Source organism: Micromonospora sp. NPDC005413, from assembly GCF_040606435.1.
GTDB lineage: Bacteria > Actinomycetota > Actinomycetes > Mycobacteriales > Micromonosporaceae > Micromonospora.
Map to the genome: position 1 here is coordinate 32494 of NZ_JBEXEV010000030.1, position 13639 is coordinate 46132.

The window sequence follows — 13639 nt, forward strand, 5'->3', positions numbered from 1 at the left end:
TCAGGCCGGGTCGGTCAGCCGGCGCTCGATGGTCACCGTCGTCCCCGCGGCGGTGGAGACCAGCCGCACGTCGCCGTAGGCGTTCATCAGCAGCGCGCCCCGTCCCCGGTCCATCGCTGGTCGGCGGTCCCGCCAGGTGCCGAAGTCCCGCACCGAGATCCGGATCAGACCGCCGCCCACCTGGACCCGCAGCCGCACCTCCGGACGGCTGGGCCGCTGCGCGTGCTCGACAGCGTTGTTCATCGCCTCCGACGTGGCGAGTAGCAGATCCTCCAGCACGTCCGGGTCGACATCGAGGTCACCCAGCGTCAGCCGGACATCCCGACGCATCGCCGCGGCCGAGGTGGGTGCCGACGGGTACGTCCACCCGACGTCCAGGATCTCGCCCAGCCCGTCCCGGTCGGCCAGGACCTCCGCGACCACGGACGCGTCCGAGTCGGGTTCTCCGGTGGTGCCCGGGACGGCGTCGGCTGACGGCCCCTCGACCGGTGGTTCGTCGACCGCCGGGGCCGACGCGACGGCGCTGACCGCGGTGGGCCGTGCCGACGCCGGCGCGGCGCTGACTGTCGCTGTGCCGTTGGCGGCGGCCGGGTCGGCGCGGTCGCGGGCTCGACGAATGGCGGCCCGGATCCGGGCGATCAGCTCGGCCGCGGCGAACGGCTTCACCAGGTAGTCGTCGGCGCCCAGGCTCAGGCCCTCCACGCTGGCCTCCCCGCCGGCACGGGCGGAGAGCACCAGCACCGGCAACGCCCGGGTCGCCGGGTCCGCGCGCAGCCGGCGCACCAGGTCGAAGCCGTCCAGCACCGGCATCATCACATCGGTGAGGACCAGGTCCGGAAGTTCGCGGTGGACCTCGTCGAGGGCCTGCCGACCGTCGGTGACGGCCCGCACCCGCCAACCCTGCCCGCTGAGCAGCCGGCTGAGGTACGCCCGCATGTCGCTGTTGTCGTCGGCGACCAGGATCCGCGCCCCGGCCAGTTCGTCCACGGCCGTCCCGGGCGCACGGACGGGCTCCGTCAGACTGCCGCCCGGCTCGGCGAGCCAGCCCATCGCCTCCTCGACAGCGGCGCGGGCCGCGTCACCCCGTCCGTCCAGTGGCGGACTCGTCACCGCCGTGCGGCGCGCCGCCGACCAGGGCAGCGCCACGGTGAAGGTGCTGCCGACGCCCACTCGGCTCGTCACCCGAACCTCACCGCCCTCAAGCCGGGCCAACTCGTGCACCAGGGCCAGGCCGATGCCCGTGCCCCCGTGGCTGCGCGAGCGGGCGCCCTGCACCCGGTGGAAGCGTTCGAAGAGTTTCGGCAGGTCTCGTTCGGCGATGCCGATACCGGTGTCCGCGACGGTGAGGCGTACCTCCTCATCGTCGGCGTCCAGGGCGACCCGGATGCGGCCGATGAACGTGTACTTCAGGGCGTTGGACAGCAGGTTCGTGACGATGCGTTCCCAGTTGACCGGGTCGACCATGACCGGCCGGGGCAGCGGTGGACAGACCACTTCAAGAGTCAGCCCGGCCCGCTCGACGGCGGCCCGGAACACACCGGTGAGCTCGGCCGTGAGCGCGGCCAGGTCGACCACGCGCGCGTCGCTGCGGGCGCGCCCGGCCTCCAGGCTGGAGAAGGTGAGCAGGCTGTTGACCAGGGTCAACAGTCGGGTGGCGTTACGCCAGGCGGTCTCCGCCCGCTCCCGCTGCACCGGTGCCAGCAGGGCGTTGGCGTCGGTGAGGGCGTCGGTCAGCGGGCCGAGGATGAGGGTCAACGGGGTACGGAACTCGTGGCTGACGTTGGCGAAGAAGTCGGTCTTGACCCGGTCCAGTTCGGCCAATTCCTCGACTCGGCGCCGCTCCTCCTCGTACTCCTGTGCGTTGCGCAGCGCCACCGAGATCTGCTGGGCCAGGAGCTGGGTGAAGGCCCGGTACGCCTCGTCGAGCCCTCGGCTGGGGCTGACCCCCGCCAGCAGTACGCCGAGCGGCTGATCCTCGTCGCCCGAGGGCAGCGGCAGCGCCAGCGCGGTGCGGACCGGGTCGCCCCACGGGCCGGCGGGCAGTGGCAGCCGGTCGGCGACGCCGGTCACCTGGGCCGGTCGGCCCTCGGCGGCGTCCGGCAGCCCCCAGGCGGACGCGGCCGGACCCGGTGCGGCCAGCTCGACGGTGTCCGGCAGCGCTCCCGCGTGCCCCCGGCCGTCGCCGGCGATCCGCCGCAGCACCGCGCCGTCACGCACGTAGATCGCGGCGAACGGCACGTCCAGCGGATGGCCGTCGATCGCGTTGATCAGCCGGGCGCCAGTGGCGTCCACGTCGACGGTGCGTCCGTCGCCGAGAACGGACAGGTCGCGCAGCAGGCGCAGTCGGTGTTCGCCGACCACCTGCTCGGTGACCTCGCTGCACACGGCGAGCACGCCGACGGTGCGGCCGTCGTCGTCCCGGGCGGGGGCGTGCGAGACGCTGAAGTACGCCTCCTCGCGGTAGCCGGCCCGCTCCAGCAGCAGCCGCAGGGCGGGAACCCAGCTGGCCACTCCGGTTGCCATGGCCTGCTGGATCAGCGGGGCGAGCACGTCCCAGCCCTCGGCCAGGGTCACCCGCACGTCGTCGCCGAGCGCGGCCGGGTGCTTGTCGCCGATCAGCGCGGAGTACGCGTCGTTGTAGAGCTGGGAGTAGCTCTCACCCCAGAGCAGCAGCATGGGGTACCGGGAGGACAGCACCAGCTGGACCGCGGCACGCAGGCTCTGCGGCCATCCGGTCACCGGGCCGAGCGGCGTGCGGGCCCAGTCCAGCTCCGCCATCAACCTGCCGGTGTCACCGCCGCCGGTGAACAGGCCAGTGCTGGGTCGTGTCACGCTCGACCCGGCCCCATCGCAAGCCCCCGTTCCGGGCCCGACGACCCCTGCTGCGTTACCTACCCATCCTGGCATCTCTACTCACTTGTGCCGACGCCGGTACCCACCGTCGAACCGGTGGTGGTTCCGGACGAACGACCGATGTCCATGAGATCGATATCTGTAATTGTCTCGGGTATCTCTCCAACCCCGAGGAGCCCCCATGAGAGGCAGAACGCTGAGCGCGGGAGCCGCGCTTGCCGTGTTCGCCGGAATGACGGTGACGCTGGCCGCCCAGCCGGTGGCCGCGTCACCCACGCCCGTGACGACGGTGGCCCGGCCGATCGCCGCGCCCGCCGTCGCGTTGGCAGCACCGGACATCTCCGTCACCAACGTCCAGGCGCACCTGACCCAGTTCAACTCCATCGCCACCAGCAACGGCGGCAACCGGCGGGCCGGCTCGGCCGGCTACACCGCCTCGCTCAACTACGTGAAGAGCAAGCTCCAGGCGGCCGGCTACACCGTCAGCGAGCAGAACTGCTCCAGTTGCACGTACCCCTCGAACAACCTCATCGCCGAGTGGCCCGGCGGCCCGGCCGACCAGGTGGTCATGTTCGGCGCTCACCTGGACAGCGTCTCGGCCGGCCCGGGCATCAATGACAACGCCACCGGCTCGTCGACCCTGCTGGAGAACGCGCTGGTCCTCGCCGCGCAGAACCCGACCATGACCAAGCGGGTGCGGTTCGCCTGGTGGACCGACGAGGAGCAGGGGCTCAACGGCTCCCGGTTCTACGTCAACTCGCTCAACACCACCCAGCGGGGCTACATCAAGGGCTACTACAACTTCGACATGGTCGGCTCGGTCAACGGTGGCTACTTCATCAACCGGGTCACGTCCACCACGGCGGCGCCGCTGAAGGCGTACTGGGACTCGCTGGGGCTGCAACCCGAGGAGAACGTCGAGGGTCAGGGCCGCTCCGACGACTACTACTTCCAGCAGGCCGGCATCCTCACCTCGGGCTACGCCGCGGGCGCCAGTGCCCGCAAGACCAGCGCCCAGGCGGCCAAGTGGGGCGGCACCGCCAACGCCGCCTACGACCCGTGCTACCACCGGGCCTGCGACACCACCGCCAACGTCAGCGCCACCGTGCTGAACCGGGCCGCGGACGGCGTCGCGTACGCGCTGTGGCAGCTCGCCGTGGGCGGGGGCACCCCGACCAACGACTTCTCCGTCGCGGTCAACCCGACGGCGCGCACCGTCGCGCAGGGCACCAGCACCACCGCCACGGTGGCCACCGCCACCACCGCCGGTTCGGCCCAGTCGGTCAACCTCTCGGCCTCCGGTGCGCCCAGCGGGGTCAGCGTCTCCTTCAGCCCGTCCTCGGTGACCTCCGGCGGCTCGGCCACGATGACCCTGACCGCATCGGCCAGCGCGGCGACCGGCACCTTCACCGTCACGGTCACCGGCACCGGCTCGGTCACCCGCACCGCCAGCCTCACCCTCACCGTGACGGGCACCGGCGGCTGCGCAGGCGGTCAGGTGATCGGCAACGGCGGCTTCGAGAGCGGCAGCACGCCGTGGACCGCGTCCTCCGGCGTGATCACCAACTCCAGCAGCCAACCGGCCCGGACCGGGTCGTACAAGGCCTGGCTCAACGGGTACGGGAGCACCCGCACCGATACCCTGTCCCAGTCGGTGACCGTGCCGGCCGGGTGCGCCAGCTACACGCTGTCGTTCTGGCTGCACATCGACACCGCCGAGACCACCACCTCCACGGCCTACGACAAGCTCACCGTCCGGGTGGGCTCGACCACGCTGGCGACGTACTCGAACCTCAACGCCGCCACCGGCTACGTTCAGCGCACGCTCAACGTGGCCGCGTACGCCGGGCAGACGGTGACGCTGACGTTCACCGGCACCGAGGACTCCTCGCTGCAGACCAGCTTCGTGATCGACGACGTGACGCTGCAGGCAAGCTGACGGCGGGTCGCCGGGTCGAGGCGCCCCGTGCGCCTCCACCCGGCGGCCATGCCCGTCGCGCGTGGCCCGTCGCCCGACGCCCGCCATGCCCGTCGCGCGTCGCCCGACGCCCGACGCCCGCGCGCCATGCCCGTCGCCCGTCGATCTAGGGCAGATCGTTGTGAATGGAGATCGTCTAACGACGATTCGCCCTAGATCGACGGGCGACGGGCGACGGGCGACGGGCGCGGGCCCGGGGGGCGCGGGCCCGGCGGGCGCGGGCCCGGCGGGCGCGGGCCCGGGGGGGTTAGGGGAGTTGCGGGTAGAGCGCGGAGACCCCGCCCGCGAGCCCGGCCTGGACCTGGCGGCTGATGTCGTCGGTCACGATCTCGTACGCGTCGGCCTCGATGCCGTCCACCCCGATCCGGGCGATCACCGCCGGGTCGGATTTCGGGCCGGTGACCGTGGCGGCCATGTCGGTGTCCATGTAGCCGACGTGCAGGCCGGCGACCCGGATGCCCCGCTCGGCGAGTTGGAGGCGCAGCGCGTTGGTCATCGCCCACTCGGCCGACTTCGCGGCGCCGTAGGCCCCGTGCCTGGGGAAGTTCACCCAGGACAACACGGAGAGCACGTTGAGGATGGTCCCGCCGCCGTTGCCGGCGATGACCGGCGCGAACGCCCGGACCATCGACAGGTTGCCCACGTAGTGGGTCTCCAGTTCGAGCCGGACGAGGTCCAGGTCGCCTTCCAGTAGGTCGGTTCGGGAATCGATGCCGGCGTTGTTGATCAGCAGGTTGACGTCGCCGGCCAGCTTGGCGGCGGCGGTGATCGAGGCGGGGTCGGTGATGTCCAGCCGCACCGGCGTCACGCCGGGCAGGTCGACGGTGTCCGGGTTGCGGGCGCCGGCGTAGACGGTGGCGCCGCGGGCGAGGAGTTCGGCGGCCAGGTGCCGGCCGAAGCCGCGGTTGGCGCCGGTGACGAAGGCGGTACTTCCAGCGATCTTCATGGCGTCACGCTATCCGACCTGACTTCTGTCAGGCAAAGTCAGCCATGTCACGCGGGTGGTGCGCCCGGATCGGGAATATGACCCGGATGCGGCCGCCGCCCGGCCGGTGACGGCTCGTATCCTTTCCGCGAACCTCCGCACGAGCCGAGCAGGGAGACGGTGTGAGTAACCAGGCCGAGACGTTGGAGTTCCAGGCCGAGGCGCGTCAGCTCCTCCAGTTGGTGGTCCACTCGATCTATTCGAACAAGGACGTCTTCCTGCGGGAGATAATCTCCAACGCGTCCGACGCGCTGGACAAGCTGAGGCTGGCCACGCTGGTCGACAAGGACCTCGTCGCCGACACCGACGACCTGCACGTCGCACTCGAGGTCGACCGGGACGCCCGCACCCTGACCGTGCGGGACAACGGCATCGGGATGACCCGCGACGAGGTCGTCAAGCTGATCGGCACCATCGCCAAGTCCGGCACCGCCGAGCTGCTGCGCCAGCTGCGCGAATCCGCCGACGCCCACGCCTCGCAGGATCTGATCGGCCAGTTCGGCGTTGGCTTCTACGCCGCGTTCATGGTCGCCGACCGGGTCACCCTGCTGACCCGCAAGGCCGGCGAGACCGGCGGTACGCGGTGGGAGTCCGCCGGCGAGGGCACGTACTCGATCGAGACGGTCGACGAGGCGCCGCAGGGCACCACCGTGACGCTGCACCTCAAGCCGGTCGACACCGAGGACAACCTGCACGACTACACCGCCGAGTGGACCATCCGGGAGATCGTCAAGCGATACTCCGACTTCATCGCCTGGCCGATCCGGATGAGTGTCGAGCGTCCCGGCGCTGACGGCGCGGACGCCACCAGCGAGGTGCAGACCCTCAACTCGATGAAGGCGCTCTGGGCGCGGCCCCGCGACGAGGTCGACGCCGCCGAGTACAACGAGTTCTACAAGCACGTCAGCCACGACTGGGCCGACCCGCTCGAGGTCGTGCACATGAAGGGCGAGGGCACCTTCGAGTACGAGGCGCTGCTGTTCCTGCCCAGCCACGCCCCACTGGATCTGTTCTCCCCGCAGGGCCGCCGTGGCGTCCAGCTCTACGTCAAGCGCGTGTTCATCATGGACGACTGCGAGGCGCTGGTCCCCACGTACCTGCGCTTCGTCAAGGGCGTGGTCGACGCGCACGACCTGTCGCTGAACATTTCAAGGGAGATCCTTCAGCAGGACCGGCAGATCCAGATCGTCCGCCGCCGTCTGGTGAAGAAGATCCTCGCCACGGTCAAGGACCTGAAGGCCAACCACGCCGAGCGCTACCGCACCTTCTGGACCGAGTTTGGCGCGGTGGTCAAGGAAGGGCTGATCGACGACACGGACAACCGCGACACCCTGCTGGACATCCTGTCGGTGGCCTCCACAAACGACGCGACCGAGCCCACCGACCTGGCCGGCTACGTCGCGCGGATGAAGGACGGCCAGAGCGACATCTGGTACGCCACCGGCGACTCCCGGGCCGCCATCGAGAACTCCCCGCACCTGGAGGCGTTCCGGGCCAAGGGGCACGAGGTGCTGCTGCTCACCGACCAGGTCGACGAGGTGTGGGTCGAGCGGGTCGGCGCGTACGACGGCCGGCCGCTGCGTTCGATCGCCAAGGGCGAGATCGACCTGGACACCGATGAGGAGAAGCAGCAGGCCGAGGCCGAGCGCGAGCAGCAGCGACAGGAGTTCGCGGCGCTGCTCGACTGGTTGGGCACCACCCTTACCGACAGCGTCCGCGAGGTCCGCCTGTCGTCGCGGCTGACCACCTCACCGGCCTGCGTCGTCGGCGACGCCCACGACCTCACCCCGACCCTGGAGAAGATGTACCGGGCGATGGGGCACGAGGTTCCCCCGACCAAGCGGATTCTGGAGATCAATCCCGGTCACCCGCTGGTCGCCGGGCTGCGCAAGGCCCACGAGCAGGGCAGCGACTCCGTCGCCCTGACCGAGACCGCCGAGCTGCTGTACGGCCTGGCGGTGCTCGCCGAGGGCGGTGAGCTGACCGACCCGGCCCGCTTCACCCGGACGCTCGCCGACCGGCTGGCGCGCACCCTGTAGGAGGCGTACCCCTCCGGCCGGCGGGCCGCCCGATCAGAGGGCCCCCGCCGGCCGGTCACGGTCCGTCGGCGTCCGTGAGCCGACGACGGATGCGCTCCGCGTCCGGGTGCCCGAGGTCGTCGAGGATGCTCAACGCCGTCCGCCAGCTCCGGGCCGCCCCGGCCAGGTCGCCGGCCTCGGCCTGCGCCTCGGCCAGGTGCCCCAGCGTGTCCGCCTCGTAGTACCGGTCCCGGAACTCCCGGTACAGCTCCACCGCGTGCCGGTACGAGTCGACCGCCTCCGCCGGTCGCCCCGCGCGGTGCTGCGCGTACCCCAGTGTGTCCCAGGTCGGGGCCTCACCGTGGCGGTCGTCGAACTCCCGCAACAGCACCAAGCCCTGCCGACACGCCTCGATCGCGGCGTCGTGCTCACCCAGTTGGGCGCGGTACCAACCGATCGCGTTCAACGCCATCGCCTGCCCGTACCGGTGCCCGGCCGTGCGGTACAACGTCAGCGCCCCCTCCGCGTGCTGGACGACCTCTGCGCGCCGGCCCTGCCGGTCGGCCATCTCAGCCAGGTCCAGGCACGTGTGCCCCTGGTTGGCCGGGTCGTCGAGGGCCCGGAACAGCTCCAGTGCCCGCTGGAGCTGACCGGGTGCCTCGTCGAGCCGGCCCAGCCGGGCCTGGGCCCGGGCCAGACTGCGGTGCGCGTGTGCCTGCCCGGCCAAGTCGCCGCTGCGGTGCGCGGCGACCAGCGCCGTACGCTGCACCGCCAGCTGGTCGTGCCAGCTGCCCTGCCGGTCCAGGAAAATGGTCAAACTCCAGGCCAGCTGCCAGGCGTGCCGGTCGAACCCGCTGGCCGCGCACCGCTCGACCAGTGCGATCAGCACCTCACGCTCCCGGGCGAACCATGCCGTCGCCTCGCCGTGATCGCTGACCTTTTCGGGTCGGACCCCGGCGACGGCCGGCGGCAGCGCGATCGGGTCCCAGTGCGGGTGCAGCAGCACGGCAGCAGCGTGCGCGCTCTGCAGGTAGTGGTCGAAGAGTCGACCCCGCGCCACAGCCCGATCGCCGACCGGGTCCTGCTCGCCGGAGAGTTCGGCCGCGAAGGCCCGCAGCAGGTCGTGCATCCCGTACCGGTCCGGGCCCCGCTCCAGCACCAGGTGCGCGTCGGCGAGTTCGGCGAAGGCCGCCCGCACCTCGCGGTGCTCGACGCTGGCGAGGCTGGCTCCGGCCGCCGTACTGAGCGTCACGTCCGTGCTGCCGCCCACCAGCCGGAAGAGTCGGGCGGTCGGCCCGGTCAACAGGCGGTACGACCAAGACAGCGCCGTCCGCACGCTGCTGGCGTGGTCGCCCGCGTCCAGCCCGCCCAGCCCACCGTCGGTCCGCAACTGCGCGCCAAGCTCGGCCAGGGAGAGCTGAGGCCGGACAACCGCCCGGGCCGCCACCACGACCAGCGCCAACGGCAGCCGGTCGCAGAGCCCGACCAACTCGCCGACGGCGGCTCGTTCCATCGCGGCCCGCACCCCGATCCGTGCGTGCAGCAGTGCTTCCGCGTCCGCGGCGGTGAGCAGGTCCAGCACCAGCGGCTCGGCGCCCTCGGTGGCCACCAGGCCGGTCAGCCGGTCCCGGCTCGTCACCAGCACCAGGCAGTGGGCGGACCCGGGCAGCAGCGGCCGGACCTGCGCGGCGTCCCGGGCGTTGTCCAGCAATATCAGCATCCGTCGGCCGGCCAGCAGGCTACGGTACAGCGCTGTCTGCTCCTGCGGGTCGAACGGCAGCTCCCGGGGCGACACCCCGAGCGCCGTCAGAAAGCCGCGCACCACCTGCTCCGCGCTGCGCACCACGCCGCTGTGGCTGTAGCCCTGCAGGTTGGCGTAGAGCTGCCCATCGGGGAAATGCTCGACCACCCGGTGCGCCCAGTGCACGGCCAGCGCCGTCTTGCCCACCCCGGCCAGCCCGGAGATCACCGCCACCGGCACCGCACCCGGATGCGCCTCGGCAGCCGTCCGTAGCGCATCCAGTTGGGTCAGCTCCGCCGCCCGTCCGGCGAAGCCCCGGACGTCCGAGGGCAACTGCGCCGGGACCGGGTGTGCCTGGTCCAGCCGCGCGACGGGGCCGGCCGCAGTGTGCGTCGGGGTCGGCTCGGCGGGGGGTGTCGGCACGGTGATCTCGCCGCGCAGGATGGCCTGGTGCAGCTGGCGAAGCTCGGTGCTCGGGTCCGCGCCGAGCGCGTCGGCCAACTGGTCCCGTAAGCGGGCGTAGTACGCCAGCGCCTGTGCGCTCCGCCCGGCGGCGGCCAGCGCCTGCAGTAGCGCGGCGGCGACCGGTTCGTCGAGCGGGTCGTCGTCGGCGAGCCGGGTCAACGGGTCGATCACGGCCTCCGGCTCACCCCGGCGCAGCAGGCTGCGGGCCCACTGCACGACGGTTTCGGTGTGCCGGCGGTGCCAGTCCTGCCGGACCCGGGCTGCCCATTCGCCGGGCAACCCGGCCAGCGGCTCGCCGCGCCACAGCACCATTGCCCGGCGCAGCAGCGCTGCCCGCTCCGGGTCGTCGTCGGTTAGCTCGACGGCCCGCTGCCGTAGTGCGTCGAAGTGCTGTCCGTCGACCGTCTCCGGCGGTAGGTCCAGCAGGTATCCGCCGGAGCGGCGGACCAGCGCGTCCGGCGCCCCGGCAGCGGTCAGCACCCGGCGGATCCGAGCGAGGTAGACGTGCAGGTTGTGCCGGACCCGGGGAGGCGGGGAGTCACCCCAGACCCGATCCACCAGGGATTCAGCGCGAACCGGCCGGCCCACGTCGACCGCCAGCGCGGCGAGGACGGCGCGTTGCCGGGCCGCTCCCGCGTCGATCAGTTGGCCGTCCGACCACACCTCGACTGGTCCGAGGATTCGAATCTCCATGAATCGCCGCTCGCCCCCGTGCCGCCGGTCGGCCAACCCCGCCGGCACAGCCGGATTGAGGTTCCGGCAGGAATCCGTCGACCTTCCGCGCAGATCATCGTAGGCACAGCGACATCTCTCAATCCGATGTCGGCAATTCGACTCACGGCCGACGCGGTCGTGACGAGACCTGGAGGTCACTCACGTGCGAAGCATTCGGCGAAGGCTCACGTCCGCCCTGGTTGCCACGGTTGCCCTGACCGCCGCGTTCGGCGCCGCCCCGAGCCCGGCCCAGGCTGCCAACTACGCCTGCCCCTCGAACCTGCTCTGCCTCTACGCCGGGATCAACTTCTCCGGTGACGTCTTCTACCTCGACGGGCCGTACAACGGCTGTAACGACGTGACGCTGCCCTCGTACTTCCGCAACAGGGCCCAGTCGATCAAGAACAACCGGGCGTCCGGCACCGTCTCCACCTTCTGGGACAACGCCAACGCCACCGGCCTGCTCGGCTACCAGCACGCCTACGGCTACCGGGCGAACCTGGCGTACGACTCGGCCGCGATCGGCGGCACCTGGAACACGCGTATCGAGGCCGTACGGGTGTGCTGAGGGCCGGAGTCTCCGGTGCGGGGGAGGGACCGGAGACGCCACGACGGCGCCGGTCGGAATCCAACGGGGGATTCCGACCGGCGCCGTCGCGCGGGTCAGCCCGGGTAGTAGCAGACGTTCGGGATGACCGGGCCACCGTTGACCCCGAAGGTCGCGAAGCCCATCCACGCCCGGGTCTGCGGGCCGTACTCGCCGTCCTCGGCGATGTTCGCCCACGCCCAGGTGTCGTTGATCTTTCGCTGTGCGTACAAGACGGCGTTGCGGGTGTTGGTGCCGTACTGGCCGTCGAGCCGCAGCGACTGCGAGTAGCAGTTGTTCAGTGCCTCCTGCAACACCTTGACCGCGCTGTTGGAGTTGCCGTACTTCAGGTAGCAGGTCTTGTTACCGTCCTGCCAGCCGACGGTGGGCACGTGCATCTCACCCGGGTAACCACCGACCTTGTAGTAGGTCAGGCTGGTGCAGGTGGTGGCGGCCTGCGCGGCGGTCGGCGCGAGCGCGGCGAGTCCGGCGCTGGCCAGCACGGTCAGCAGGATGGCGGCGGCGCTGCGGCGCCCGGTGCGGTTCTGGTGGATCGGCATGATCTCCTCCTGAGCGGGCTTGGCTGCTCGGGTCAACCCGGCATGCCCAGAAGCATCGCGACCATCGATCTACCGTTTCTTGCTCGAACGTCAATTCGCCAACAGCGGTTCCAGCGGGGCGGTGACACACACCCGCTCGTCTCGGCACGCACCACCGGGACCGACGTCTGATCGGAAACGGTCCATGATGGTGACTGCACAGACGTCGATCGCTCGCAACCGCTGCGCGACCCGCCCCGCGTGGCCCGGTGAAGAAGTTCACAGGGGGTGGGCGACCGTCACCGAACGTGCCTAACGTCGGTCGGGTTCGCCATTGCGGACACCACGGCCGGCAACGCCAAATCCTGCCCCCGGTCGTCGGAACCCAGTCACCGGGCAGGAGCGGGGGACCCAACGTTCCTCGGTGCATGTCACCTCGGGGTGAAGCCGCCACCGTGCGGCCGGGCTCCTCGGCCCGAACCCGACAGCTCACCTCGCCGGCGTGGAGGAAGCTCACATGACGTCTGTCTACACCCCCCGTCATCGACGGGTCACCACCCGCCGTCTCGCCGTCGGCACCCTGGCCGTCGGTGCGGTCACCGGCGCCGTCGCCCTTTTCGGGCCGGCCGCCCCGGCTCAGGCCGCGGTCAACTGGGACGCGATCGCCCAGTGCGAGTCCGGCGGCAACTGGAAGATCAACACCGGCAACGGTTACTACGGCGGGTTGCAGTTCTCGCAGGGCACCTGGGCCGGTTACGGCGGCAAGAAGTACGCCGCCCGCGCTGACCTGGCCAGCCGCGGCGAGCAGATCGCCGTCGCCGAGAAGGTGCTCGACGGGCAGGGCATCGGCGCCTGGCCGACCTGCGGCAAGAAGGGCGGCTCCGCGACCAAGTCCACCGCGAAGCCGTCGACCAAGTCCACCGAGAAGTCATCGACGAAGTCGACCGGGAAGTCCACCAAGCCGCAGGAGCGGTCGTCGCGCGGCGAGCAGCCGGCGACCCGCAACCACGAGCGCACCGCGCCGACGGCGGGCGACCAGTACCTGGTCAAGCCGGGCGACACCCTGTCGGAGATCGCCGTCACCCACCGGGTGGCCGGCGGCTGGCAGGCCCTGTACGAGCACAACCGGCAGCTGGTCGGCGCCGACCCGGGTCTGATCTTCCCGGGCCAGCGGCTCAGCCTCTGACGGATGACACGCGAACGCTCGGCCGGGTCACCGGCCGAGCGTTCGCGTGTGTGGCGCTGAGCAGCGCCGCGTGTTCGTGGCGGTGCACCCCGCCGTCACGCCGCCGAGGCGGACGCCTTCGACCCGCGATGCGACGCCACCGGGTCGGCGTTGCGGGCCCATCGCTGGGCCGGTACCGCGCCCTTTCCGGGCCAGGCCGTGCCGACATCGTCACTGTCGTCGCCGTCCATGGGCATCTCGCCCGAGGCGGGCGTGCTGCGGGACACGCGCAGAGACTGCTCGGCGCCGGTGCGAGCCGTGCACGGCCAGGACTGCCCGGCGCACTGGAGGTTGCGGCACTGCCCCTCGTCGTCCGGCTCGTGGGCGCTCAGCACGTCGATCGCCAACTGCCAGAGCAGAGGGTCGGTCACGTCGTGCGGGCGCTCGGCGTGACGGCTCGGTCGGTTGCTGGTGTCGTCGGACATCGTGGGTCCCCCCTTGTCAGGCTGTACCCCACAAGGGTCACCCGTCAGCGGCTGGCTAAACCGCCGACCTGCTGTGATGTGTCTCCGGTCGCAGCTCGGTCGCCCGAACT

At 71.4% G+C, this 13639-nt stretch carries 9 protein-coding genes and 1 riboswitch; of the genes, 4 read left to right on the forward strand and 5 right to left on the reverse strand.

The features are described 5' to 3' along the window. Positions 1-2832, reverse strand: a complete 2832-nt coding sequence (locus tag ABZS37_RS25445) for an ATP-binding protein (RefSeq protein WP_355172848.1) — start codon at positions 2830-2832, stop codon at positions 1-3. Between the two features lie 202 nt (positions 2833-3034). Here ABZS37_RS25445 and ABZS37_RS25450 point away from each other — a divergent pair, with 202 nt between their 5' ends. Beyond that, a complete protein-coding gene (locus ABZS37_RS25450; protein WP_355172850.1) occupies positions 3035-4792 on the forward strand; it encodes a M28 family peptidase in 1758 nt (585 codons plus the stop codon). Positions 4793-5078: 286 nt separating this feature from the next. Here ABZS37_RS25450 and ABZS37_RS25455 read toward each other — a convergent pair whose 3' ends face one another. Next, positions 5079-5777 carry an SDR family oxidoreductase gene (locus ABZS37_RS25455; RefSeq protein WP_355172852.1) on the reverse strand — a complete coding sequence of 233 codons (699 nt, stop codon included), beginning with the start codon at positions 5775-5777 and terminating at the stop codon, positions 5079-5081. A gap of 161 nt (positions 5778-5938) precedes the next feature. On the opposite strand from ABZS37_RS25455, the gene htpG reads away from it, so the two are divergent. Next, on the forward strand, positions 5939-7855 hold the full coding sequence (gene htpG, locus ABZS37_RS25460; protein WP_355172854.1) for a molecular chaperone HtpG: 1917 nt from the start codon (positions 5939-5941) through the stop codon (positions 7853-7855). 55 nt (positions 7856-7910) lie between these two features. Here htpG and ABZS37_RS25465 read toward each other — a convergent pair whose 3' ends face one another. Beyond that, a complete protein-coding gene (locus ABZS37_RS25465; protein WP_355172856.1) occupies positions 7911-10733 on the reverse strand; it encodes a BTAD domain-containing putative transcriptional regulator in 2823 nt (940 codons plus the stop codon). Between the two features lie 184 nt (positions 10734-10917). Between ABZS37_RS25465 and ABZS37_RS25470 the strand changes: the two genes are divergently transcribed. Beyond that, positions 10918-11322 carry a peptidase inhibitor family I36 protein gene (locus ABZS37_RS25470; RefSeq protein ID WP_355172858.1) on the forward strand — a complete coding sequence of 135 codons (405 nt, stop codon included), beginning with the start codon at positions 10918-10920 and terminating at the stop codon, positions 11320-11322. A 95-nt stretch (positions 11323-11417) separates the two neighbouring features. On the opposite strand, the gene ABZS37_RS25475 is transcribed toward ABZS37_RS25470, so the two are convergent. Further along, positions 11418-11900 (reverse strand): peptidoglycan-binding domain-containing protein, encoded by a 483-nt coding sequence (locus ABZS37_RS25475; protein ID WP_355172860.1) that lies wholly within the window; start codon positions 11898-11900, stop codon positions 11418-11420. A gap of 325 nt (positions 11901-12225) precedes the next feature. After that, positions 12226-12397: riboswitch (cyclic di-AMP (ydaO/yuaA leader) on the forward strand. On the opposite strand from ABZS37_RS25475, the gene ABZS37_RS25480 reads away from it, so the two are divergent. Further along, positions 12397-13065, forward strand: a complete 669-nt coding sequence (locus ABZS37_RS25480; protein ID WP_355172862.1) for a transglycosylase family protein — start codon at positions 12397-12399, stop codon at positions 13063-13065. (Overlaps the previous riboswitch by 1 nt.) A gap of 95 nt (positions 13066-13160) precedes the next feature. Here the strand turns inward: ABZS37_RS25480 and ABZS37_RS25485 are convergent, their stop codons facing one another. Beyond that, the gene (locus tag ABZS37_RS25485) at positions 13161-13529 is read right to left on the reverse strand and encodes a hypothetical protein (protein ID WP_355172864.1); all 369 of its coding nucleotides are present in this window, start codon (positions 13527-13529) and stop codon (positions 13161-13163) included. Positions 13530-13639: the final 110 nt, after the last annotated feature.

Bases quoted from the DNA above. Each gene is read 5' to 3' on its own strand.
- ABZS37_RS25450 (WP_355172850.1), top strand. From the start codon at position 3,035: ATGAGAGGCAGAACGCTGAGCGCGGGAGCCGCGCTTGCCGTGTTCGCC.
- ABZS37_RS25455 (WP_355172852.1), bottom strand. From the start codon at position 5,777: ATGAAGATCGCTGGAAGTACCGCCTTCGTCACCGGCGCCAACCGCGGC.
- ABZS37_RS25465 (WP_355172856.1), bottom strand. From the start codon at position 10,733: ATGGAGATTCGAATCCTCGGACCAGTCGAGGTGTGGTCGGACGGCCAA.
- ABZS37_RS25475 (WP_355172860.1), bottom strand. From the start codon at position 11,900: ATGCCGATCCACCAGAACCGCACCGGGCGCCGCAGCGCCGCCGCCATC.
- ABZS37_RS25480 (WP_355172862.1), top strand. From the start codon at position 12,397: ATGACGTCTGTCTACACCCCCCGTCATCGACGGGTCACCACCCGCCGT.
- ABZS37_RS25485 (WP_355172864.1), bottom strand. From the start codon at position 13,529: ATGTCCGACGACACCAGCAACCGACCGAGCCGTCACGCCGAGCGCCCG.